The sequence below is a fragment of the Bacillus sp. FSL K6-0923 genome (genome assembly GCF_038630825.1).
Lineage (GTDB): Bacteria > Bacillota > Bacilli > Bacillales > Bacillaceae > Bacillus > Bacillus pumilus.
On the sequence record NZ_CP152044.1, the window covers coordinates 1,681,606 to 1,706,678 of the forward strand.

Below are 25,073 nucleotides of genomic sequence, written 5' to 3' on the forward strand. Positions count from 1 at the left end.
TTTGATAGTTAAACTAATGTATAGTAATATCTTTTAAATTATTCCAAACAGGAGGTGTTCAAAAACATTCATTTTCTGTCTTTCTTTAGGCAGAAATTGAGTTCGCGTGGTGATGATGAATGTGTGTTTCTTCAACACGAAAAGACAATTGAATAGGTCATCCTACCATTAGCACGTTGAAGGAGACGCAGTCAGCACTTCAGACACGCTCAAAAACAGCAAATTGATTGATGAACTAGAAGGAGCTTGAAGCAGCTATGTTGCAAATAATTAAAGCAAGATGGATTGTATTAGTGGTGTGGGTGATAACAGCTGTGATTCTGTTTATTACTGCGCCCAATTTAGAGGAATTAACAAGAGAAAAAGGGCAATTAAAGGTTCCGGAGGGGACACCAACAGCTGAGGCACTTCAATTATTGGATAAGCTCACAGATCAAAACGGGAAAAAAGATACGGGTGTCATTGTATTCTCCGAACAACATCTGTTCCCTAAGAAAGAGCAGGAACTAAAAAAGGCTTTATCTGCACTCATGACACATGCTCCAGACCTCCACATTGACGGAATTACTTCGTATTTTCATGTAGATCCGGACATTCAAAAACAACTTTTATCAAAGGATAAAAGTACACTTCTTGTTCCATTCAAATTCGACCACTACGAAACAAAAGCTGTGAAGATTAAAGAACAAATTGAGGAAGTTTTAAAGCCCTATCATGTCTCATATGAAATGACGGGACAAAAATTTGTGGATTCAGATGTCATTCAAAGCTCTCAACAAGGTCTGAAGAAAACTGAACTTATCACGATCATTTTTATTTTCTTTATTTTAATCATTGTTTTCAGATCGATTTTGGCACCTGTTGTTCCGCTTATTACGATCGGCATTTCTTATGCCGTCAGCCGTTGTATTGTGGCTTTTCTAGTAGAATATATGCAATTTCCTCTATCTAATTTTACTCAGATTTTTATGGTAGCGATTATGTTCGGTATAGGAACAGATTATTGTATTTTGCTGTTAAGCCGTTTTAAAGAAGAAATCGGTCAAGGTCGTGATGTCAAAGAGTCGATTATCATCACATATAAATGTGCAGGGAAAACGGTCCTTTTCAGCGGCTTAGCCGTATTAGTCGGTTTCTCAAGCATTGGTTTTGCCAAATTTCAATTGTATCAATCAGCTGTTAGTGTTGCTGTAGGAGTTGGCATCCTGCTGATCGCTCTTGTCACCATCGTACCCTTTTTTATGTCTGTTTTCGGAAAATCCCTTTTCTGGCCGTCTAAAAGAGAAAACATTCGCCACCCGCAAAGTAAAATGTGGGAATGGGCTGGGCGTTTTTCATTTAAAAGGCCGCTGATCAGCCTAGGTTTAGTTGCACTCATTACGGTGCCTCCTATTTTGATGTACGACGGGACTCTTTCTTATAACAGCTTAAATGAGATTGGGACAAAGTATGAATCAGTGTCTGCATTTAATACGATATCAGAGCAATTTGGCTTTGGGGAAGCGCTGCCCCTGAATGTACTTGTTGAAAGTGACAACAAGTTAGATAACCAAGAAAAGATTGTCATGATTGAAAAACTAACTCGTAAATTAAATGACATTGACGAAGTAAAGACGGTCCGCAGTGTCACTCGTCCTGTTGGTGATGGGTTAAGTCAGCTTTACGTCACCTCTCAAGCAAAAGAGCTGGGAGGAGAACTTGGTAAAGGTCATGAAGGAATCGGAAAAATTTCAGATGGTTTGACCGAAACAAATCTTGCCCTTCTTAAACAAAAACCAAAAATTCAAGAATCCGCTAAAGGCATTGACCAGCTGATTGATGGAACAAAAGCGATCAAAAGCGGCATTGGAGAAGTAAGGGAGTCCCTGATCTCTTTAGAAGATGGGGTGAGGCGCAGTAAAGATGGTGTCGGGACCATCCGAAGTAAAATCAAAAAAGCAAAAAAGGAATTAGAGCAAGAATATCGCAGCAGTGAAGCGATGATTCAAGAGCTTAAACGAATGGTGAGTACGCTAGAGCGTCATGCGAAATCAAATCAGCAGCTGATAACCACCATTAAAAAAGTAAAAAGTTCGTATGAAAGTGTATCGTTTGAAGCACTTGAAAAACGGCTTCCTGAAGTAAAAGATATGGATGAATATAAAGAAATCAAGGAAGTATTCAAAGACACAAAAGGAATGCTTGATCAAGCAGGGGATCAAATGAGTCTGTATGAAGAGGAAGCCTCTCTGTTTAAAGAAAAGATCAAAAAAGCAGATTCAGTGATTCAAAGCTTTTCAAGCAAGCAAAAAGAAGTAAAACATCAAGTGCGAGCGCTCATGGAGGGGCTGGACCAAATTTATGCCGGTCTTGATCAAACAAATGAAGGACAAAAACAATTGATCAAAGAAATGCCTAAAATTGAAGACGGCGCAGATCAACTGACAGGCGGACAAAAAGCCATCAAAAAAGGATTTAACCAGCTTTCATCAAAATTGACATTATTAACAGATGGATTAGGTGAAAGCATTGAAGGGCTCGAGCAGGTCAAAAGCGGCTTCACAGAGGCGGACGGCTATTTAAAGCAGCTTCAGCAAGCGCCAGATGAAGAAATAACGGGCTGGTTTATTCCAGAAGAAGTGCTGAAACGCCATGAATTTAAACAAATCTTTCAAACGTATATGTCTCCAGATCGTAAATTAACAACCTTAGAAGTTATTTTAAATGTGAATCCATACAGCAATGAGGCGATGAAAGGCGTTGCAAAAATTGAGGAAACCCTTGATCAATATTTACCTGTCAGCGGGTTAAAGAATGCAAATTACGGTGTGTCTGGTATCTCAAGTTTAAATGTAGATTTAAAAGAAACATCTGACGGTGACTTTATTCGAACGGTCATTTTCATGTTAGTTGGCATCTTTATCATTTTAATTATATTATTACGGTCAATCGTCATGCCGATATACTTAACACTTTCACTCATTTTAACGTATTTTACATCCGTCGGTTTAACAGAATGGATCTTTAAAACATTTTTTGGCTACGACGGTCTCAGCTGGGCTGTCCCATTTTTCAGCTTTGTCATTCTTGTCACCCTTGGCATTGATTATTCGATCTTCCTAATGGATCGCTTTAATGAATGGAAGGGAGAACATGTGCAAGCATCCATGATATCAGCGATGAGAAATATGGGTTCTGTCATTATTTCAGCAGTCGCGATATTAGCGGGGACCTTCGCCGCTATGCTGCCATCCGGTGTATTATCACTTGTTGAAATTGCAACGGTCATACTCATTGGGCTTTTATTATATGCTTTTGTTGTATTACCGCTCTTTATCCCAGTCATGGTTCGTATTTTCGGTAAATGGAATTGGTGGCCTTTTAGAATGAAATAACGACCGGCGTCTCTGCTGATAGCAGAGGCGTTTTTATTTCCTATCCTTTCCTCTGATTGATATAATGTCTATTAAATGGCTGTTTTACGTATATATCAGCTATGTTCTAATACATAATAAATAGGATGAACAAAGGAGGTTTCTCATGACGTACTTACAAGAGAAGACACTAGACACACCTGGTCTTCATACTCATATTGTCAAAACAGAAAAATTTAAAACGGTCACAATCCTTTTTAAAATGCTTGCGCCTCTATCGAAAGATGACGTCACCATGCGTTCACTTTTCCCGCATGTGCTGTTAAGAGGAACAGAGAAAATGCCGAAAACAGGAGAATTACGTGCTTATTTTGATGAGCTTTATGGTGCAACTGTTTCGGCAGACATGGCGAAAAAAGGGGAGAATCACATCATTACCTTCCGCCTGGAAATGGCGAATGAAAAATATTTAAAGGATCAAACCCCTTTACTAGAAAAAGGGATCGCCTTACTATCTGATCTACTATTCCATCCGTATGTTGAAGATGGAGCCTTTAGTCAATTATATGTAGATCAAGAAAAGCGCACTTTAAAACAGCGAATTCAAGCAGTGTATGATGATAAAATGCGTTACTCGAACTTAAGGCTTGTGCAGGAAATGTGCAAAGGTGAACCGTATGCGCTGCACGTTAATGGAGAAATGGAAGATATCGAAACGATCACAGCTCATTCGCTGTTTGAAGCATATAAGAATGCGCTTCAAACAAATCAGCTTGATCTTTATGTTGTGGGAGATGTAGACGAACAAGACATCAGCCGAATGGTCTCTCAATACTTCAAAACAAGTGATAGAGAACCGGTCAAACAACATGCTGAATCGGCAAGCACGCAAAGAGAAGCAAAAGAAGTCATCGACGAAGAGGACGTGAAACAAGGCAAGCTGAATATCGGCTTTCGCACGCATACGACGATTGCAGATGACGATTATCCGGCTTTGCATTTGTTTAATGGCATATTCGGTGGCTTCTCGCATTCGAAGCTATTCATCAATGTTCGGGAAAAAGCAAGTCTTGCGTACTATGCTGTGTCTAGACTTGAGAGCTTTAAAGGCTTGATGATGGTCATGTCAGGGATTGAAGTCGGCAACTATCAGCAGGCAGTAGACATCATTAAAGAACAATTTGAAGCGATGCAAAAAGGTGATTTTTCAGATGAAGCGATTGACCAAACTAAAGCTGTCGTCAAAAATCAGCTGCTTGAAACGATCGATACATCTTATGGGACAGCAGAATACCTGTATCAGCATGCCGTTGTGCCAACAGGGGAAACGCTTGATTCCTTTTTAGAAGCACTTGACCGAGTGACAAAAGAGGACATCATCAAAGTGGGTCAGAAAATCGAATGGGATACGACCTATTTTCTTAAAGGAACGGAGGGTGCTTCATGACAGTGAAAACAATTCAATTCGACCAGCTCCAAGAAACGGTCTATCACGAAAAAATGGAGAGCGGACTTGACGTCTATGTGCTCCCAAAGCAAGGGTTTAACAAAACCTATGCAACCTTTACAACAAAATACGGCTCTGTCGATAATGAATTTGTGCCGCTTGGCAAAGAAGACATGATCCGGGTGCCTGATGGAATTGCCCATTTCTTAGAGCATAAACTGTTTGAAAAAGAAGATGGAGACGTATTTCATACATTTAGTAAACAAGGAGCATCCGCAAATGCTTTTACGACATTTACGAGAACAGCTTACTTATTCTCAAGCACCTCAAATGTTGAACAAAACCTTGAGACACTCATTGATTTTGTGCAAGAACCTTATTTTACTGAAAAAACGGTCGAAAAAGAAAAGGGAATCATTGGTCAAGAGATTAACATGTATGATGACAATCCCGACTGGCGTTTATTCTTTGGTCTGATTGAAAATCTATATCAAGAGCATCCTGTGAGAATTGATATAGCTGGAACAGTAGAAAGCATCGCTCCGATTACAAAAGATCATTTGTATGAATGCTATGAAACGTTCTATCACCCAAGCAATATGCTTCTATTTGTTGTCGGTCCCGTTGATCCGAAGCAAATATTAGATCAAGTTCGAGCGAATCAGGCGAAAAAGCCATTTACAGACCAGCCAGAGATCAAACGAAAAGACATCAATGAGCCTGAAGGTGTGTACCGAAAAGAATACGAACTTCCAATGAACGTACAAGGCTCGAAATGTATGTTTGGATTAAAAACAAAGAATCCTCATAAAAAAGGCAATGAACTGTTAAAACATGAGCTCGGAATGAATCTCATTTTAGAGACGCTGTTTGGTAAAAGCTCCTTACAATATGAACAGATGTATGAAAAAGGCTTAATTGATGAGACCTTCAGCTACGATTATACGGAAGAAGGCGGCTTTGGCTTCACGTCAGTTGGCGGAGACACAAATGATCCAGATCAACTGGCGAAAGTATTAAAAGAAACCCTTCTTCAAGCAAAGAACTTAATCTCAGAAGAGAAAATTGAGCTCGCGCGCAAGAAGAAAATCGGCAGCTTTTTAAAAGCCATGAATTCTCCTGAATACATTGCGAACCAATTCACTCGATATGCATTTTTAGACATGAGCTTATTTGATGTCGTGACTATGCTGGAACAGATCCAATTAACCGACATTCAGCACATTTTAGAAGAAGAAATTGATGAAGAACGGATGTCCGTTTTCAAAGTTGTCCCTAAAACAAAATAAAATGAAAAAAAGACAAACTCAACGTATAAGAGTTTGTCTTTTTTGTGTCCAACGAAAGAAAGCGCTTTATATGTGAGGGTATTGATTGACAATTGTTTTGGCAATTAGTTAAACTCTTTAATAGTTAAACAATCAAACTAAAGGAGCAGCATATGGTACAAAATAAAATTGCACAGCTCATCCAAAGATATGCGGACGTCTATCTCATGATGGAGAAAAAAGTATCGAGTATGATCACGGAAAAGCTGGATAAAGAACTGACACTTGATCAATATTACTCGCTTCGATACATCAACTTACACCCAGGATGTACATCAACAGACCTTGCCATCGAATGTAATGTCAATAAAAGTGCTGTGACATCCATGACCAATCGTCTTTTTAATAAAGATTATATTTATCGAGAGCATGATCAAGTTGATCGAAGAAACGTTCATCTCTATGTGACGCCCGAAGGAAAAGACGTGGTCAGCCGAATGGAGAAGCAGCTTCAGGATCTTGTTCGGTCATATTTAGAAAAGTTTGATGAAAAGGAAATCGAATCATTTATTCAAACATATGAAAAGATTTATCAAATTATCATCGAAGAGGAGGCACAACATAGTAATGAGAGCAATCATAAAAGGTAGATGGCTGATCACGATCCTCTGGGTCGTACTAGCGGCAGTATTACTCATCACCGCTCCTAATATGGCGCAATTAACTAAAGAAAAAGGGCAAATTTCTGTTCCTGATGGTTATCCTTCTTCCTACGCCGATCAATTATTAAAGAACATGTCTAAAAATGGGGATACAGAGAAATCGATCGTCATAGTCTTCCAAGGTAAGGATATCGTTAAAGAAAGAGAAACCTCTTTAAAGAAAGCGATGGAGATATTAGAAAAGGATCAAGACCTCCATGTGGAAGACATCACTTCTTATTTTGATGCAAACAAAGATATCAAAAAACAGATGCTCTCTAAAGATCAAACAACACTTCTTGTTCCAGTTACATACGACTCGAACAAAATCAAAGCATCCGATTTTAAAGAAAGAGTCAATGAAAAGCTAAAGAGTCTGAACCTAACATTTGAAATGACAGGGCAGCCGCTGATCGACGATGATGTCATCACAAGCTCGCAAGAAGGTCTGAAAAAAACGGAATTCATTACAATTGGGTTTATTTTAATTGTTCTTGTGCTTGTCTTCAGATCGGCAGTAGCACCATTCGTTCCTTTAGTGGCAGTGGCGCTTTCTTATTTAATCAGCCAATCGATTGTGGCTTACCTAGTAAAGTATGTTGATTTTCCGCTCTCGACCTTTACCCAAATTTTTATGGTCGCCATCATGTTTGGGATTGGTACCGACTACTGCATCTTATTGCTAAGCCGGTTTAAAGAAGAACTATCTCATGGAAAAGATAAGATTGAGGCCATTATTACAACATATAAGACGGCAGGTAAAACCGTTTTATTCAGCGGAATTGCTGTCCTCATTGGTTTTACGTGTATCGGTTTAGCCCAATTCCAACTGTATAAATCAGCTGTAGCAGTGGCAGTTGGTGTCGCCGTGTTAATTGTGGCACTCCTCACGGTCGTTCCATTCTTTATGGCGGTTTTAGGAAAAGTGTTATTCTGGCCGATTAAAGGAGATATTGCCCACCCGCAATCGAAAATGTGGGAAACAGCAGGTCGTTTTTCATTTAAGAAACCACTTTTCAGCTTGCTAATCGTTGCAATCATTACCCTTCCGCCGATTCTCATGTATAAAGGGACACTTTCATATAACAACCTTGACGAAATCGGCAATAAATACGAATCCGTCAATGCGTTCAATACCATCTCTGACAAATTTGGACCAGGTGAAGCCCTTCCAGCAACAGTTGTGGTAAAATCATCTGATCTTTTAGACAATAACAAAGGCCTGATTGCTATTGAAAAACTTAGCCGCGCGATCGAACAAACAGATGGCGTGAGTAAAGTGAGAAGTGCCACACGTCCTGTTGGTAAAGGACTGAATGATCTTTACGTGAAATCTCAAGCCAAAGAGCTAAATAGTGGGCTTGATAAAAGTAATGAAGGGTTGAAAAAGATCCAAGATGCACTGACGACAATGAGTCAATCCATTGAGGATCAAACGCCGCAAATCAAATCATCTGGAAAAGGCATTAACAAATTGATTTCTGGTACAGAATCAGTGCAAACAGGCATTCAAAACGTCGAAAAGTCGTTAAGAGATTTACAAAGCGGAATCGATCAAAACAAAAACGGTGTTGCACAGATTAAAGAGAAAATTAAAGGTGCGAAAAAGGAATTAACGGCTCAAGTCGAACAAGTGAATCAGCAAGTGTCGCTGTATAAAAGCATCTCCAAAGAATTAAAAGCAGCATTGGCGCAGGTGGATACGTCATCCTCTGCCGCAGCAGATGTAAAAGCATTAATCACACAAGCAAATAAACAATTTAGTACACTTGAAAAACAAATTCCGCAGGTGAAAGAAAATCAATCGTATCAAGCCATCAAAGCTTCATATAATGAACTTTCTACGACCTTGCAAGAAGGGGCGAAGCAGGCAGACAGCTATGCCAAACAAGCGAAAGAAGCTAGAAAACAGCTTGAAGCAGCGGATGCCTTCATCGCAAAAGCTTCAGAGCAGCAAAAAGTTTTGACGAGTCAAATCGATGAACTCATTGCTGGCTTAGATGCAATTGAAACAGGATTGGATAAAACGTCTAAAGGTCAAGGGCAAATAGCTGATAATATGCCAAAGCTTGCAAATGGTGCCGGGCAAGTGATTGATGGTCAAAAACAAATGAAAGAAAAGATTGGCGGCTTTGGTGATGACCTAACCAAACTGACAGATGGACTGAACAAAAGCGTCGATGGCTTGGAGAAGATTTCAAGCGGATTAATGGGCGCAGGAGACTACTTAGACGAACTAAAAAATGCACCAGATCAAGACATGGCTGGTTGGTTTATTCCAAAAGATGTCCTGAAAAATAAAGCATTCAAGCAAGTGTTCGATTCCTATATGTCGGATGACCGCAAGATGACAAAGATTGACGTCATTTTAGAAAACAATCCATATGGGAACGACGCCATGAAAACGATTAAAAACGTAGAAGCTTCGGTAAAACGTGCACTTCCTGAAACAAATCTAAAAGATGTTTCATTTGGCGTATCTGGTGTATCAAGTATGAACGCTGATTTAAAACAGCTGTCAGACCAAGACTTCAATAAGACAGTTCTTTACATGATGATCGGTATTTTCCTGATACTGGTGATTCTGTTCCGTTCTCTCGTTATGCCGCTTTACTTAGTTGGATCGCTGATTTTGACGTACTTCACTGCGATTGGTGTAACAGAATTTATTTTCACCCATTTCTTTGGATATCCGGGCATTAACTGGGCGGTTCCATTCTTTGGATTTGTCATATTAATGGCGCTCGGAGTCGATTATTCGATTTTCTTAATGGAGCGGTTCAATGAATACAAAACAAAAGACATTCAGTTTGCGATGACTGAATCAATGAAGAATATGGGCTCTGTCATTATGTCTGCTGCTGTTATTTTGGCAGGAACATTTGCAGCCATGCTTCCTTCAGGAGTGCTATCTCTCTTGCAGATTGCAACACTTGTCCTCACAGGGCTTTTGCTGTACGCACTCGTTGTGCTACCATTGTTCGTACCTGTGATGGTGAAATTGTTCGGATCAGCGAACTGGTTCCCATTTAAACGGAAAGAATAGATATTTTAAATAGAAAGTAGGAATCCATGTGATGAGTCGTTGGGCGCTGATAACAGGTGCCAGTGGCGGGATTGGGCAGGCTGCAGCCAAAAGGCTTGCCCAGGAAGGCTGCCACGTGATGCTCCATTATCACAAAAATGAACAGGCAGCCGTGCAGCTTGCCGCTCAACTGAAAGAAACATGTCATATTCAGACGCTTGTCGTTCAAGCGGATTTAGCTAAAACGGGCGGAGCAGATGAGCTCGTCAGCCGTCTGCCCGTATCTCCAGATATTCTTGTATTAAATAGCGGTAAGAGTCATGTCGGATTAGTGACAGATACAGAAAAAGACGTATTAGCCAGTATGGTGCAGCTTCATGTCACAAGTCCATATGAGCTCACCCAACACCTATTGCCAGCCATGATTCAAAAAAAAGCAGGTCATATTGTTGCGGTAAGCTCGATATGGGGAGAAACAGGGGCATCGTGTGAAGTGCTGTACAGCATGGTGAAGGGCGCGCAAAATGCGTTTATTAAAGGTCTGGCAAAAGAGCTTGCCCCAAGTGGAATTAGAGCAAATGCTGTTTCACCAGGTGCCGTCCATACAGACATGATGAAAAGCTTCACACAAGAAGATATTGACATGCTGGAGGAAGAAATCCCGCTTGGCCGGCTTGCATCACCTGAGGAGATTGCTGATGTCATTTGGTTTCTCGCCTCAAAGCAGTCAAGTTATATGACAGGTCAAGTTTTATCCGTTAATGGCGGCTGGTACTGTTAAAAAACGTGTATAATTCATCACTCCATGACAAAAGCTATGGCTGTAATTCATCTTTTCGAATGGAGGAATCGACATGTCAGTACTTGAGAACTGGGACCATTGGAAAAACTTTTTAGGTGACCGTTTAAATCATGCGCAGGATAAAGGCTTAAAAGATGATACCATCAATAACCTTGCGTATGAAATTGGCGGATATTTAGCTAACGAAGTTGAAGCAAAGAACGAGCAAGAAAGAGTACTTGCTGACCTTTGGAGCGTTGCATCAGAAGATGAGCAGCGCGCAATTGCCAATATGATGGTCAAATTGGTTGAAAATAATAGCTCGCACTAAACAAAAAGAGGGGTCGTTTGTGCCTCTCTTTTTATTTTAACTGTTTCACAACATTGTGCTTTCTAAAAATGTGAAAATGCTTTATGATATAGGAAGGTAAAAATTTGCCACAATGAAGGGGGTAATATCATTTGGCAAAGCTCGAATGGTATTTTGAATATGAGATACAGGTAAACCGTCCCGGACTTTTAGGAGACATTTCATCTCTAATGGGGATGCTTTCAATTAATATTGTGACAATTAATGGTGTTGATGTATCAAGACGCGGAATGCTTCTGCGCTGTGACCATACAGATCAAATTAAGCGCCTTGAATCAATTTTAAATACAATGGAAACGATAAAAGTAACGAAATTAAGACAGCCAAAACTACGTGACCGCTTAGCGGTTCGTCACGGCAGATATATTCAGCGTGATGCAGATGACAAAAAGACGTTCCGATTTGAAAGGGACGAGCTTGGTCTTCTTGTTGATTTTATGGCAGAACTATTTAAAAAAGAAGGACATAAATTGATTGGGATTCGCGGGATGCCGCGTGTCGGAAAAACAGAATCAATTGTGGCTTCAAGTGTATGTGCCAGCAAGAGATGGCTTTTTGTATCGTCCACTCTTTTGAAACAGACGATCCGAAGTCAGCTGATTGCGGATGAATACAGCCCAGATAACGTCTTTATTATTGATGGGATTGTGTCGACGCGAAGAGGTTCTGAGAAGCACTTGCAGCTTTTAAGAGAAATTATGAGACTGCCGGCAACAAAAGTAGTTGAGCATCCAGACATTTTTATTCAAAATTCAGAATATACAATGGATGATTTCGACTATATCATTGAATTGCGTAATAGTGCAGACGAAGAGATTACATATGAGCACGCTGAAGAACCACAAGTGTTTGATCATTCTGGTTTTTCTGGCTTCGATTTTTAATATGGTAATGGTAGGTGTTTGTTTTGACTGAATTGGGAAAACGGCTCATTGAGGCCAGAGAGGAAAAAGGGATGTCGCTGGAGGATCTTCAGACGGTGACCAAAATCCAAAAGCGCTACTTGCTAGCAATCGAACAAGGAAACTATGATATTATTCCAGGTAAATTTTACGTCAGAGCGTTTATTAAACAATATGCCGAAGCCGTTGGACTAAATCCTGAACAATTGTTCGAAGAATTTCGTAAAGATGTGCCGAGCACGTATAACGATGAAATATCTGATAAATTATCAAATATTAAGCCGCAAAGAGAGCTGCCAAAGCCTGCCTCGAAGGTGCTTGAGCTGCTGCCGACCATTTTGATTATTGGAGGCGTCCTTGTGGTCATCGCGATCATTTATGTCATCGTGCAGGCGGTCAATCATGATAGCGGACAGAAGAACAACCAGACGGCTCCTCAGAAGTCAGAATCTAAGTATGAAGTATCTGAGGATTCATCTCTTGCAAAAGATCAAAAGAAAAAAGAAAAAGCTCCGTCAGATGATCAAGAAAAATCATCTAAAAAAGATGACTCATCAAAGGATTCATCCAAAGACGATGAAACGGTCTCTTTGAAGGCAGCGAATACAGAAGGCTCAACGACAACGTATGAAGCGTCAGGCGCAGATGAGATGGAGTTAACCATTTCTGCTACAAAAGCTTCATGGCTGCGCGTCAGAGACGAATCTGGAAAAGTGCTGAAAATGGGTGAACTAAAAGATGGTGAATCGTTTAAAACAGACCTGTCTGAGCTCTCTCAGGTCGATATCCGTCTAGGCAATGCGACTGGAATTGATATTAAGGTGAATGACGAGACGCTAAAGTACGAATTAGACCCTAAGAACACCATGACACAAAACATTGTGATTGTGAATAAAGGAAAGGAAAAGTCATCTTAAGCAAGTAGATGACTTTTCTTTTGTTCCTACTATTATATATACATAAAAAAATGGCTTATTGGAGGATTGAAATTCATGTTTAACTTACCGAATAAAATAACTCTTTCTAGGATCGCCTTGATCCCTGTTTTTATGATCATTATGCTTGCACCTTTAGATTGGGGCGTTGCGCGTTTTGGTCACGTCAGCATCGAAGTGACGCATCTTATTGGAGCAATCCTGTTTATTGTCGCTTCGACAACGGACTGGATTGATGGGTACTATGCGCGTAAACTGAACTTAGTGACGAATTTTGGTAAATTTTTAGATCCGCTTGCAGATAAATTGCTTGTTTCAGCTGCTTTAATTATACTTGTTCAGTACAACCTCACGCCGGCATGGATGGCGATTGTGATCATTAGCCGTGAATTTGCTGTAACTGGTCTAAGGCTTGTACTAGCCGGAGGCGGTGAAGTGGTAGCAGCTAATATGCTTGGTAAAGTGAAAACATGGGCGCAAATCATTGCGATTTCAGCCCTTCTCTTGCATAACCTTCCGTTTGAACTTGTATCATTCCCGTTTGGTGACCTTGCGATGTGGGTAGCAGTGTTCTTCACTGTTGTGTCAGGCTGGGATTACTTTGTGAAAAACTGGGAAGCTTTAAAGAATTCTAACTAAAAAGGACGTGTACGCTTTGAAGTCAGAGAGAAAAGCAGAAATTATTGCAGTCGGTTCCGAACTTTTGCTAGGGCAAATTACGAATACGAATGCACAATTCATCAGCAAACAGCTAGCTGAAATTGGTGTGAATGTTTATTACCATACAGCAGTTGGTGACAATCCAGAGCGTTTAAAAAGCGCCATTCAAGTGGCGCAGGAAAGATCGAATTTTATTATCTTCTCAGGTGGTCTTGGACCAACGAAAGATGATTTAACAAAAGAAACCATTGCGAGTACGCTCGGAAAAGAGCTCGTGCTAAATGAAGAAGCGTTTGAATCCATTCAAGAATACTTTCGAAAGACTGGACGAGACATGTCACCGAATAACCGGAAGCAGGCGCTCGTTCTAGAAGGTTCTGATGTGCTTGTGAACCGGTTTGGGATGGCCCCAGGTATGTTTATTCAAGAAAACGATACGTTTTATATGCTGCTTCCTGGCCCGCCAAGTGAACTGCATCCGATGTTTGAGAACGAGGCGAAACCGCTGATATCTGAGAAACTGGGTTTAAAGGAAAAAATCGTGTCTGTTGTTCTTCGCTTCTTCGGAATCGGTGAATCACAGCTTGAAACAGACCTAGAAGATTTAATTGATGCTCAAACAAACCCAACGATTGCACCTCTTGCATCTGACGGTGAAGTAACACTTAGGCTCACGGCCAAGCATGAGGATGAAAAAGAAACGGAGCGTCTGTTAAAAGAAACAGAAGCGAAAATTTTAGCACGGGTAGGAGAGTACTTCTACGGTTATGGTGATACCTCACTTGTCCGTGAAGCTTCAAAGGCCTTGCACGAACACGGGAAAACAGTGGCAGCGGCTGAGAGCCTGACAGGCGGAATGTTTTCTGAATGGCTGACAGATCTTGAAGGTGCATCGTCGATTTTAAGCGGCAGTATCGTTTGTTATACAAACAAAGTCAAACAGCAGGTGCTTGGCTGCCGGGAAGAAACATTGTCTTCTCATGGTGCTGTCAGCAAAGAGTGTGCTTTAGAGCTTGCTGAAGGTGCTAGAAAGCTTACGGGAAGTGATATTGGCATTAGCTTTACGGGTGTAGCAGGCCCTGATACCCACGAGGGACAGCCTGTCGGGAAAGTGTTCATCGGGCTATCTACGAAAGACCATACTGACGTGTTTGAATGGATGTTTACAGGAAGCCGGTCGGGCATTCGCAAGCGCGCTGTGAAATACGGTCTGCATCACTTGCTCAATTTATTAAAAGAAAGTTAATTTTGTTTTTTGTTAGGTTTACTCCTTTATAAAAGAGTGTTTTTTCTACTAGAAATCACTCTTTTCTTAAAAATCTGCCAAGAAAAAATCGAATATGTGTTCGTTTTTTTCTTGGCAAATGACGTAAAACAAGGTATAGTATAGATAGTGGAATTGATAAAGGAGGAAACAATAGAATGAGTGATCGTCAAGCAGCCTTAGATATGGCTCTTAAACAAATAGAAAAGCAGTTTGGTAAAGGCTCTATTATGAAACTAGGAGAGCAAACAGATACACGTATTTCAACAGTACCGAGTGGTTCGTTAGCACTTGATACTGCACTAGGAATAGGTGGATATCCTCGCGGTCGTATTATTGAAGTATATGGTCCAGAGAGTTCTGGTAAAACGACAGTAGCACTTCATGCCATTGCTGAGGTTCAGCAGCAGGGAGGACAAGCTGCATTTATCGATGCAGAGCATGCGCTCGATCCAGTTTACGCTCAAAAACTAGGTGTCAATATTGATGAGCTGTTACTTTCTCAGCCTGATACAGGAGAACAAGCACTTGAAATTGCAGAAGCTCTTGTCCGTAGTGGTGCAGTTGATATTGTTGTTATTGACTCAGTAGCTGCTCTTGTACCAAAAGCAGAGATTGAAGGAGACATGGGTGATTCACACGTTGGTCTACAAGCACGCTTGATGTCCCAAGCACTTCGTAAACTATCTGGTGCCATTAATAAATCAAAAACCATTGCCATCTTTATTAACCAAATTCGTGAAAAAGTTGGGGTCATGTTCGGTAACCCTGAAACAACGCCAGGTGGACGTGCGCTGAAGTTCTATTCATCTGTTCGTTTAGAAGTGCGCCGTGCTGAACAGCTGAAGCAGGGCAATGACATTATGGGGAATAAAACGAGAATTAAAGTAGTGAAAAACAAAGTAGCACCGCCATTCCGTATTGCAGAAGTAGACATTATGTACGGTGAAGGAATCTCAAAAGAGGGCGAAATCATCGACCTTGGAAGCGAACTAGATATCGTACAAAAGAGCGGTGCTTGGTATTCTTACCAAGAGGAACGTCTTGGACAAGGCCGTGAAAATGCGAAACAGTTCCTTAAAGAAAACAAAGATATTCTTCTCATGATTCAAGAACAAATTAGAGAGCACTACGGTTTGGATACAAACGGAGTGAAAGTAGCTGAAGAAGAAGAAGGTCAAGAGGAATTGGAAATTTAAAGACTAAAGGACGCTGAAAAGCGTCTTAGATGGTTGACAAAGGGCTAAAATGATCTTTATTTTAGCCCTTTGTCTTCTTTTCAGCGTGATAGAAAACCTTTGAAGTCTAGGAAGGGTGAGTACCGGAGCGGAGCGAATTCAACATTCGTGAGCACCGGAGCGCAGACCTGACACCGAATGCGAGGGTTTGTCTACATGCTAAAGACGCTGAAAAGCGTCTTTTTTTTACATTTACATGACAGCTAGCAGGTCAAAAGTTCTGACTTTGCTTGAAATAACGACTTACGCCTCAGTCTGACTAGCTTGACAAGTATTTCCGACACAATTACAATGGAAATGTATCACTTGTTTTTCTTAACATGATTGATAACTAATTTAAACTTGACAAGGGCAGTGAGGATCTCATTCCCTGTGAAGGCCCTGTATGTTGAGACTCAAAACAATGTACATGCCGACACTTTATTTGTAAAACCAAGTTCATAGCAAGAGGAGGTGAAAATATGTCGCCTACGATGTTTACGATCATCTCCATTTTGCTGAGCCTAATCTGTTTAGTTGTTGGCTACTTTGTTCGTAAAACCATTGCAGAAGCAAAAATATCCGGCGCAAGAAACATGGCCGAACAAATTGTTGAGGATGCAAAGCGTGATGCGGAAGCATTGAAGAAAGAAGCGCTCTTGGAAGCGAAAGATGAAATTCATTCCTTTCGAGTAGAGGCGGAGCAAGAAGTTCGTGAAAGACGTAATGAGCTTCAAAGACAAGAAAACCGTTTACTTCAAAAAGAGGAAAATCTTGATCGCAAAGATGAATCTTTAGATAAACGGGAGTCCCTGTTGGAGAAGAGAGATCATTCTCTGAATGAACGACAACAACATATTGAAGAGATGGAAAGCAAAGTGGATGATATGATTCGTTTGCAGAAAGCCGAGTTGGAACGTATTTCAAGTTTAACTCGAGATGAAGCGAAACAAATCATTCTGGATCAAGTTGAAAATGAGCTTTCCCACGACATTGCAGTCATGACGAAAGAATCTGAAAACCGAGCGAAAGAAGAGGCTGATAAAAAGGCGAAAAACATTCTTTCACTTGCGTTACAGCGTTGTGCAGCTGATCATGTAGCTGAAACGACGGTATCTGTAGTCAATCTTCCAAATGATGAGATGAAAGGTCGTATTATCGGACGTGAAGGACGAAATATCCGTACGTTAGAAACGTTAACAGGTATTGACTTGATCATAGATGATACACCTGAAGCTGTTATCCTATCGGGCTTTGATCCGATTAGACGTGAAACAGCGAGGATAGCTCTGGACAAGCTAGTCCAGGATGGCCGAATTCATCCTGCACGAATTGAAGAAATGGTGGAAAAATCACGCCGTGAAGTCGATGATTATATCCGTGAGATGGGTGAGCAAACGACATTCGAAGTCGGAGTTCACGGTCTGCATCCGGATCTCATCAAAATTCTCGGTCGCTTAAAATTCCGTACAAGTTATGGACAAAATGTCCTGAAGCATTCAATTGAGGTTGCACATCTTGCAGGTCTCATGGCTTCAGAGCTTGGAGAAGATGCAAAGCTTGCAAAACGAGCAGGTCTTCTGCATGACATTGGAAAAGCCATTGATCATGAAGTAGAAGGAAGCCACGTAGAAATTGGCGTTGAGCTTGCGACGAAATATAAAGAGCATCCTGTTGTCATCAACAGTATTGCCTCTCACCACGGTGACCAAGAACCGACATCTATTATCGCTGTTCTTGTTGCAGCAGCAGATGCATTATCTGCAGCACGCCCTGGTGCAAGAAGTGAGACGCTTGAAAATTACATTCGGAGACTTGAGAAATTAGAAGATATCTCTGAATCTTATGAAGGTGTTGAAAAATCGTTTGCGATACAGGCTGGACGTGAAGTGCGTATTATGGTGAAGCCGGATTCAATTAATGATCTTGAAGCTCACCGTCTAGCAAGGGATATTCGTAAGCGGATTGAGGACGAGCTCGATTACCCTGGTCACATTAAAGTGACGGTCATTCGAGAAACTCGCGCAGTAGAGTATGCAAAATAGAGCGGTGCGCTTAGCGCCGCTTTATTTTTTTGTGTAAATATGCAACACTGATAAGAAGTCAATTTATAAGAGGAAGGGTTCAAAGCGCATGAAAATATTATTTGTTGGAGATATTGTCGGTTCACCTGGACGAGACACACTGAAAGAATACTTACCAAAACTAAAGAAAAAATATCAGCCCCACTTTACCATTGTCAATGGAGAAAATGCTGCTCATGGAAAAGGGATAACTGAAAAAATCTATCATGAGCTGCTCCAAGCGGGAGCTGACGTACTCACAATGGGCAACCATACATGGGATAAAAGAGACATTTTTGATTTCATCGATGACGCTGCCCACATGGTTCGTCCAGCGAACTTCCCAGAAGGCACACCTGGTAAAGGTCTGACGTTTATAAAAAAACAAGGAAAAGAATTAGCCGTCATCAACCTGCAAGGACGTACGTTTTTACCCCCACTTGACTGCCCATTTCAAAAAGCAGACGAGTTAATTGCAGAAGCATCCAAACGTACACCGTTCATTTTTATTGATTTTCATGGTGAAGCCACAAGTGAAAAACTAGCGATGGGCTGGTATACAGACGGCCGTGCATCATGTGTCGTTGGAACGCATACACATGTGCAAACAGCTGATAACCGCGTTTTGCCAAAAGGAACTGCTTATATTTCAGATGTAGGAATGACAGGACCTTATGATGGCATTTTAGGTGTTGATCGGGAGACGATTATTAAACGATTTAAGACAAGTCTTCCCGTCCGTTTTGAGATTGCAGAAGGACGCACGACATTAAGTGCAGTCATCGTAGAAATTGACGAACAGTCGAAAAAAGCTGTCAAAATTGATCGAATTTTGATAAATGATGACCATATTTTCTTTGAATAAATATTCACAAATTTATTTCAGAAAAATATTAATCAGAAAGAAGGAATATGCGCCCTCTATCGTGAATATAGTAAAAATGGTAGGTAGCCTGCTATTTTTGAAAAACATTTTGGGGATGGATTTTCAAAAAATAGCATCATCTAACAAAGATTGTTCTAATGAACACTCACTTATCCATTGTAAATTTAAGGGGGAGCAGAAATGGAAATTTTAAAAGTTTCAGCAAAGTCAAATCCGAATTCAGTAGCAGGAGCATTAGCAGGCGTTTTACGTGAACGCGGTGCAGCGGAAATACAAGCAATCGGCGCTGGAGCGCTGAATCAGGCGGTCAAGGCTGTAGCCATAGCAAGGGGATTTGTTGCACCAAGCGGAGTGGATTTGATATGCATTCCAGCCTTTACTGACATTCTTATCGATGGAGAAGAAAGAACAGCCATCAAATTGATTGTTGAGCCACGATAATTCTAATTTTATTATTTTCAACCTGCTTACATCATGTAAGCAGGTTGTTTTTGTTTACCACTATACATTTCTTATATAACATATTCAGTTCATGAAATAGATAAAAATTACATATTAGAGCTTGCATTTTTTCACCATGATGATAAATTAAGATTAAGTTAAAAGTACTTCATCAAAAACAAATATTTAAGTAGGTGAAATAATGGTTGAAGCTTTTTTGAAAAGAGGAAAGCTTGTTTTTATTTTATTTTTTATTGTTCTCATTGCTGGTGGCTATTTATTTACGCAGCTTCCTAAGCGAGAACTGCCAGAATTTCAAGCGAATATCGTCACAATTTCCACCGTTTTCCCGGGTGCGGATGCAAAACAGGTGGAAAGTGATGTAACCAATAAGCTCGAATCAGCCATATCTGATATCAATGGAGTAGAGAAAACGAGCTCTGTTTCTGCCATTGGTTTTTCAAATATTGTGCTTGAAATTGATGATCAAGCCGACTTTCAAAAGGTAGCAAGTCAAATTAAGAACGAAACCACAAGTACTGCGTCGTCCTTTCCTGATGGAGTGATGGAGCCTGATGTAAAGGATGAGTTTGGCAACGTGCCGGTTGGTTCTTATATGGTTGTGGCAAGTCAATCAGCAGACTTAGCAAAAAGTCAGGAATCGCTGCGTGCGTTGAAGGAAAAGGTTGAGGACATCAAAGGGGTAGACAGTGTCGTCATCAAAGGATTCAATGACAAGCAAGCGGTATTAAATTTAGATTCAAGTAAACTAGAGGATGAAGGGTTAAATGTAACGGATGTCACAAATGCCATCAATCAGGAGTTTGACACATCTCCACTAGGTGATATTCGGATAGGCGGTGAGAAGGTTAAGCTGTCCATAGGTACCTACGACCGTTTGGAACAAGTGAAAAAGCTTGAGCTCTTCTCCAAAACAAACCGGGAGCCGGTCACAATCAGTCAGCTTGGCAGCTTAAAAGAAGTAGAAAAAGAGAAAAGTGACATTGTGTCGTATAACGGAAAGCCTGCCTATTCATTTACAGTCAATATCAAACCAGGGCTTGATATCCCTAAAATGTATGACAAAGTCAGTGATGTTATTGAGAAAGAGAAAGAGCTTCCAAATGGCGTCGAGTGGGTAAACTACTATTCACAAAAAAGTGAAGTGGATGCCATTTTTAATGATTTGATAAAAGAAGCCATTGTTGCGGTCATCGCTGTGATTGTTGTCACCACACTTGGTCTTACCATTGGCGGTGCGTTTATCGTTTCACTTGCCATCCCGTTATCAATCACAATCGGAACGATTCCACTGCCATTTTTACAAGTGGACCTCAATCAGATTTCGATTATCGGCTTTATCATTGCCCTAGGAATACTTGTCGATGATGCCATTGTCGTCAACGATAATATTTTAAGGCAGATGAAAAAATATGAAAGTCCGCTGAAAGGAACGATTGCAGGGGTCAAAGAAGTTGCAGGATCTATTTTGACTTCCACACTTGCAGTTGTGTTTGCTTTCTTGCCGCTTGTTTTCCTATCAGGTGCAAACGGTTCATTTATACGAGCATTACCGTCTGTCCTCGTAACGACTGTACTTGCGTCTATGGTGATTTCTCTGACTCTAGTGCCAGTCTATCAATATACCATGAACCGAAAAAGACAGAACAAGAAAATTCAAAAAGAGCCAGGATTCCTAGGCAAACCGTTAAAAAAATTAGCTGATTTTTATGCAGACCGCGTGCTGACGAACATTGTGAAGCGTCCGCTGCTTATTGGCTTAAGTGGTTTGCTTGTTGCAACGCTTGCCTTTTTACTAATTTTCATCACACCATTTGAATTTTTCCCTGCAGCGAATAAGAAAGAAGTGGTTGTCACTGTCACACTTCCGAGTGAAACAACATTAGACAAAACAAATGAAACATTAGAGAAAATAGAACAAGAGATCAAACAGCAGAAAGGTATTGAAGAGACGGCGATCTTTGCAGGCGGCGGTGTACCGAATCTGTTTAATGAAAGTATCTCAAATGCAAGTGATCATACTGGTCAGGTTGTCGTAAGAGTAGACAATGATCAGATGACGAGTAAACAATTGATCGATCGTATGACAGAGCCGTTGCGTAAGAAATTTAAAGATGCTGATATCTTTATGAAAACCATTGTTCAAGGACCCCCAACTGGTGCGCCTGTGTCAGTAACTATTGCGGGTGACTCTTTTGCAAAGCTCATTGATGTCAAAGAAACGCTCACAAGTGAAATGAAAGAAAAAGGAGCAAGCTTGATTACTGACAATGTCAATCAGCCGGTAAAAACGATCTCCTTTGAACTAAACCGTGACCGAATGGCAGAGGATGGCCTCAGCGCTCAGTTTGTCAGCAGACAGCTCGGTCTTGTGACAGAAGGCATGCCATTAGGCAGCTTTAAACAAGGAACAAAAGATATCGACTTAGTGGTCAAACAGGATGTAGGTACACATCAAAATGGATTAAAGCTAAACAAAATAAAAGTGCCTGTCAATTCAAATGAAGGCGGTATGCCTTCACTAGAGCCACTTAGCCGATATGTAAAAGAAAAAGAAACAGAGCAGTATGAAAGCATTCCACATGAAAATGGAATCCCGACCATTACGCTGAAGGCGTACCCTGGCACGTCAGACTCGTTTAAAGGCGACATGAAAGAAGTCGTCGATCAAATAGGAAAAACGGATGCAGCGAAGGATCTAGCTATTTCTCAAGGCGGAGAAAATGAAAATCAATCCCAGTTCTTTATTGAAATTAGTCTCTTGTTTGGAGTTGTCTTGCTGCTCATTTATGTAACCATCGCTTTCCAGTTCAATTCATTGATGCTGCCACTATTAGTTCTAGGAACGGTTTACTTAGCGATATCTGGAGCTGTTATCGGACTATTTGTCACACAAACGCCGTTCAGCTTTATGGCAACAATGGGAATTGTCTCATTAGCTGGTATCGTGGTCCGAAATGCGGTTGTCTTGTTCGAATTTATTGAGCAGCGGCGTAAACAAGGATTCGATCAACAGACAGCTGTCATTGAAGCAGGAAGAGCAAGGATCAGGCCAATTTTACTAACCGCATTTACGGCACTTGTCGCCCTTATGCCTGTAGCATTAAGTAATGATCCGCTCTTTAAGCCATTGGCAATCTGCATTGTATCGGGTGTCTTTTTCTCAACAATTTTGACACTATTAATCGTGCCAGCCTTATATATTGCCGTTTCAAAAAGACGGTGAATCAAAAAGTAAATCTCCTTTTCTATGGGGATTTGCTTTTTTTTTTAGAAAAATATCCAAAAAAATATGTGGAGTGCTCATTTGTCTTTTTCCAGTAGACAGCGGTATTTACGAAGAAAATAAGACGTGTTAAAATCTCATTGGGAGAAGTTTTTTAACAAAGGGGTTGTACGTCATGTGTGGAACGATGAAAGCGATTGTTAAAAAAGAAAGCGCTTACGGAGCGGTGTTGATGGAGATGCCGATTCCAGAAATCAATGATCATGAAGTATTGATACAGGTGAAAGCCACTTCAATATGCGGAACAGACATGCATATTTATAACTGGGATGATTGGGCAAAGGGAAGAGTTAAAGCGCCCTACATTTTTGGACATGAATTTACAGGGGAAGTTGTCAAGGCGGGGAGGCAAGTCTCTCGAGCAAAAGTAGGGGATTTTGTATCGGCAGAGACACATGTTGTATGTAATCAGTGCTCTATGTGTTTAACTGGGCAGCAGCATTTGTGTAGTGAAACGAAAATTTTAGGGGTAGACATTGACGGCTGTTTTGCTGAATATGTCAAAGTACCTGAACAAAATGTGTGGCACAATCCAGCTCAAATGCCAGTGGAGCTTGCGTCTATTCAAGAGCCGCTTGGAAATGCGGTTCATACAGTGCTGCACACACCTGTTTCAGGTAAGTCAGTGGCGATTTTTGGCTGCGGACCAATCGGTTTAATGGCGATCGCCGTCGCGAAAGCTTCCGGTGCTGTTCAAGTGTTTGCTGTCGATCAAAATGAATACAGGCTGGATCTTGCCCGAAAAATGGGGGCAGACCATATCGTGGATATTGGAAAAGATGATCCTGTTGAGGTGATTAAGCAGTTCACGCAGATGGAGGGGGCAGATGTGATATGCGAGATGTCAGGACATCCAGTTGCCATTAATCAAGCACTCGAAGCTTGTGCAAATGGAGGGAAACTCAATATACTAAGCTTGCCAGAACGACCAGTGACAATTGACATTACGAATCAAATTGTTTTTAGGGGATTAACCGTGCAAGGGATCACGGGAAGAAAAATGTTTGAGACGTGGCGTCAAGTATCTGAGTTATTAAGAACGAAGACCATCGATGTCCAGCCAGTTGTCACTCATACACTGCCATTTGAACAGTTCGAAAAGGGATTTGAACTCATGAGAAATGGGATGTGCGGAAAGGTCGTACTGATGATGCCATCAAATCAAAGGGGGAAGAAATGATGAAAGAATTCACGTATTTACAAGATGAACTGGAAACAATGAAGCAGCAAGGCACTCACCAAACATTGAAAGAGATTGACTCAAAACAATCATCCACTGTGACATTAAATGAACAATCCGTCATACAGCTCTCCTCAAATAACTACTTAGGCCTCACCTCACATCCAAGGCTGATGAAAGCGGCAAAAGAGGCCATTGATGAATTCGGTGCTGGTACAGGATCTGTACGAACGATCGCTGGCACAATGACGATGCATGAACGCCTTGAAAAAAAGCTTGCTGCATTTAAAAAGACAGAGGCCGCCCTTGTGTTCCAATCAGGCTTTACGACCAATCAAGGGGTTTTATCTAGTATTCTGACAAAAGATGATATTGTGATTTCAGATGAACTGAATCATGCCTCAATCATTGACGGCATCCGGTTAACAAAAGCAGATAAAAAGGTATACGGGCATTCCAATATGGAAGAGCTTGAGAAAATTTTAAAGAAATCTATGAATTACCGCGTTCGTCTCATCGTCACAGACGGTGTGTTCTCAATGGATGGAGATATTGCACCGCTTCCTGAGATTGTTAGGCTCGCAGAAGCATATGATGCATTTGTGATGGTAGACGATGCACATGCCTCGGGTGTGCTTGGTGAAAATGGCCGCGGGACAGTCAACCATTTTAAACTCGACGGCAGAGTGCACATTCAGGTTGGGACACTTAGTAAGGCTGTCGGAGTGCTCGGCGGCTATGTAGCGGGATCAGCCGTTTTAATTGATTATTTAAAGCATAAAGCAAGACCGTTTTTATTCAGCACCTCACATCCGCCAGCTGTGACTAGAGCGTGTGAAGAAGCGATTGAAGTGCTGTTAGATGAACCAGAGCGCATTAGCACGCTCTGGGAAAACGCCGCCTATTTCAAAGAAAAAGTCGTCAGCCTTGGGTTTCAAGTTGCTCCGACAGAAACACCGATTATTCCAATCATGATTGGAGACGAAGCTCTTACGTTTCGCTTTTCCAAGGCTTTAATAGACCGAGGCGTGTTTGCCCAGGGCATCGCTTTCCCAACTGTAGCAAAAGGAAAAGCGAGAATTAGAGCCATCATCACAGCAGAGCACACAAAAGAAGAACTAGACCGTGCACTGACGATCATCGAAGAAGAAGCAAAAAAACTGAACATACTTGATTGAGAGAGCGCAGGCTCTCTTTTTTTTGCACTATTCTTTCCATATTTCATCAAATCTACCGTTTGTTATGTATAATGTATGTAAAAAGATCTATTGAG

At 41.0% G+C, this 25,073-nt stretch carries 18 protein-coding genes; all 18 read left to right on the forward strand.

Annotation, left to right across the window (positions count from 1 at the left end):
• Positions 1-257: 257 nt before the first annotated feature.
• Positions 258-3,374: an MMPL family transporter gene (locus tag MHI16_RS08460; RefSeq protein WP_058013953.1), complete on the forward strand. Its 3,117-nt coding sequence runs from the start codon at positions 258-260 to the stop codon at positions 3,372-3,374.
• 145 nt (positions 3,375-3,519) lie between these two features.
• Entirely contained in the window at positions 3,520-4,800 is a 1,281-nt protein-coding gene (locus MHI16_RS08465; RefSeq protein WP_058013952.1) for a pitrilysin family protein, read from the forward strand.
• Positions 4,797-6,089, forward strand: a complete 1,293-nt coding sequence (locus MHI16_RS08470; RefSeq protein WP_058013951.1) for a pitrilysin family protein — start codon at positions 4,797-4,799, stop codon at positions 6,087-6,089. The genes MHI16_RS08465 and MHI16_RS08470 overlap by 4 nt, the downstream gene beginning before the upstream one ends.
• A 152-nt stretch (positions 6,090-6,241) precedes the next feature.
• Entirely contained in the window at positions 6,242-6,718 is a 477-nt protein-coding gene (locus tag MHI16_RS08475; RefSeq protein ID WP_058013950.1) for a MarR family transcriptional regulator, read from the forward strand.
• Positions 6,696-9,815: an MMPL family transporter gene (locus MHI16_RS08480; RefSeq protein WP_058013949.1), complete on the forward strand. Its 3,120-nt coding sequence runs from the start codon at positions 6,696-6,698 to the stop codon at positions 9,813-9,815. Before MHI16_RS08475 ends, MHI16_RS08480 begins: the two co-directional genes overlap by 23 nt.
• 31 nt (positions 9,816-9,846) lie before the next feature.
• A complete protein-coding gene (locus tag MHI16_RS08485) occupies positions 9,847-10,575 on the forward strand; it encodes an SDR family oxidoreductase (RefSeq protein WP_058013948.1) in 729 nt (242 codons plus the stop codon).
• Between the two features lie 73 nt (positions 10,576-10,648).
• Positions 10,649-10,906, forward strand: a complete 258-nt coding sequence (locus MHI16_RS08490) for a DUF3243 domain-containing protein (protein WP_003211590.1) — start codon at positions 10,649-10,651, stop codon at positions 10,904-10,906.
• A gap of 131 nt (positions 10,907-11,037) precedes the next feature.
• Positions 11,038-11,829 (forward strand): DUF3388 domain-containing protein, encoded by a 792-nt coding sequence (locus tag MHI16_RS08495; RefSeq protein WP_003211480.1) that lies wholly within the window; start codon positions 11,038-11,040, stop codon positions 11,827-11,829.
• A gap of 23 nt (positions 11,830-11,852) precedes the next feature.
• The gene (locus MHI16_RS08500; protein ID WP_058013947.1) at positions 11,853-12,764 is read left to right on the forward strand and encodes a helix-turn-helix domain-containing protein; all 912 of its coding nucleotides are present in this window, start codon (positions 11,853-11,855) and stop codon (positions 12,762-12,764) included.
• A 75-nt stretch (positions 12,765-12,839) separates the two neighbouring features.
• Complete coding sequence (gene pgsA, locus MHI16_RS08505) at positions 12,840-13,421, forward strand: CDP-diacylglycerol--glycerol-3-phosphate 3-phosphatidyltransferase (RefSeq protein ID WP_058013946.1); 582 nt, start codon at positions 12,840-12,842, stop codon at positions 13,419-13,421.
• Positions 13,422-13,437: 16 nt separating this feature from the next.
• Positions 13,438-14,688, forward strand: a complete 1,251-nt coding sequence (locus tag MHI16_RS08510) for a competence/damage-inducible protein A (RefSeq protein WP_058013945.1) — start codon at positions 13,438-13,440, stop codon at positions 14,686-14,688.
• Positions 14,689-14,864: 176 nt separating this feature from the next.
• Complete coding sequence (gene recA, locus MHI16_RS08515) at positions 14,865-15,905, forward strand: recombinase RecA (protein WP_058013944.1); 1,041 nt, start codon at positions 14,865-14,867, stop codon at positions 15,903-15,905.
• Between the two features lie 500 nt (positions 15,906-16,405).
• Positions 16,406-17,968: a ribonuclease Y gene (gene rny / locus MHI16_RS08520; RefSeq protein ID WP_003211958.1), complete on the forward strand. Its 1,563-nt coding sequence runs from the start codon at positions 16,406-16,408 to the stop codon at positions 17,966-17,968.
• A gap of 88 nt (positions 17,969-18,056) precedes the next feature.
• The gene (locus MHI16_RS08525; RefSeq protein WP_058013943.1) at positions 18,057-18,851 is read left to right on the forward strand and encodes a TIGR00282 family metallophosphoesterase; all 795 of its coding nucleotides are present in this window, start codon (positions 18,057-18,059) and stop codon (positions 18,849-18,851) included.
• A 201-nt stretch (positions 18,852-19,052) separates the two neighbouring features.
• The gene (gene spoVS / locus MHI16_RS08530) at positions 19,053-19,313 is read left to right on the forward strand and encodes a stage V sporulation protein SpoVS (RefSeq protein ID WP_003211281.1); all 261 of its coding nucleotides are present in this window, start codon (positions 19,053-19,055) and stop codon (positions 19,311-19,313) included.
• 202 nt (positions 19,314-19,515) lie between these two features.
• A complete protein-coding gene (locus tag MHI16_RS08535) occupies positions 19,516-22,560 on the forward strand; it encodes an efflux RND transporter permease subunit (protein ID WP_058013941.1) in 3,045 nt (1,014 codons plus the stop codon).
• A gap of 175 nt (positions 22,561-22,735) precedes the next feature.
• Entirely contained in the window at positions 22,736-23,800 is a 1,065-nt protein-coding gene (tdh, locus tag MHI16_RS08540) for an L-threonine 3-dehydrogenase (protein WP_058013940.1), read from the forward strand.
• Positions 23,797-24,978: a glycine C-acetyltransferase gene (locus MHI16_RS08545; RefSeq protein ID WP_151282351.1), complete on the forward strand. Its 1,182-nt coding sequence runs from the start codon at positions 23,797-23,799 to the stop codon at positions 24,976-24,978. Before tdh ends, MHI16_RS08545 begins: the two co-directional genes overlap by 4 nt.
• Positions 24,979-25,073: the final 95 nt, after the last annotated feature.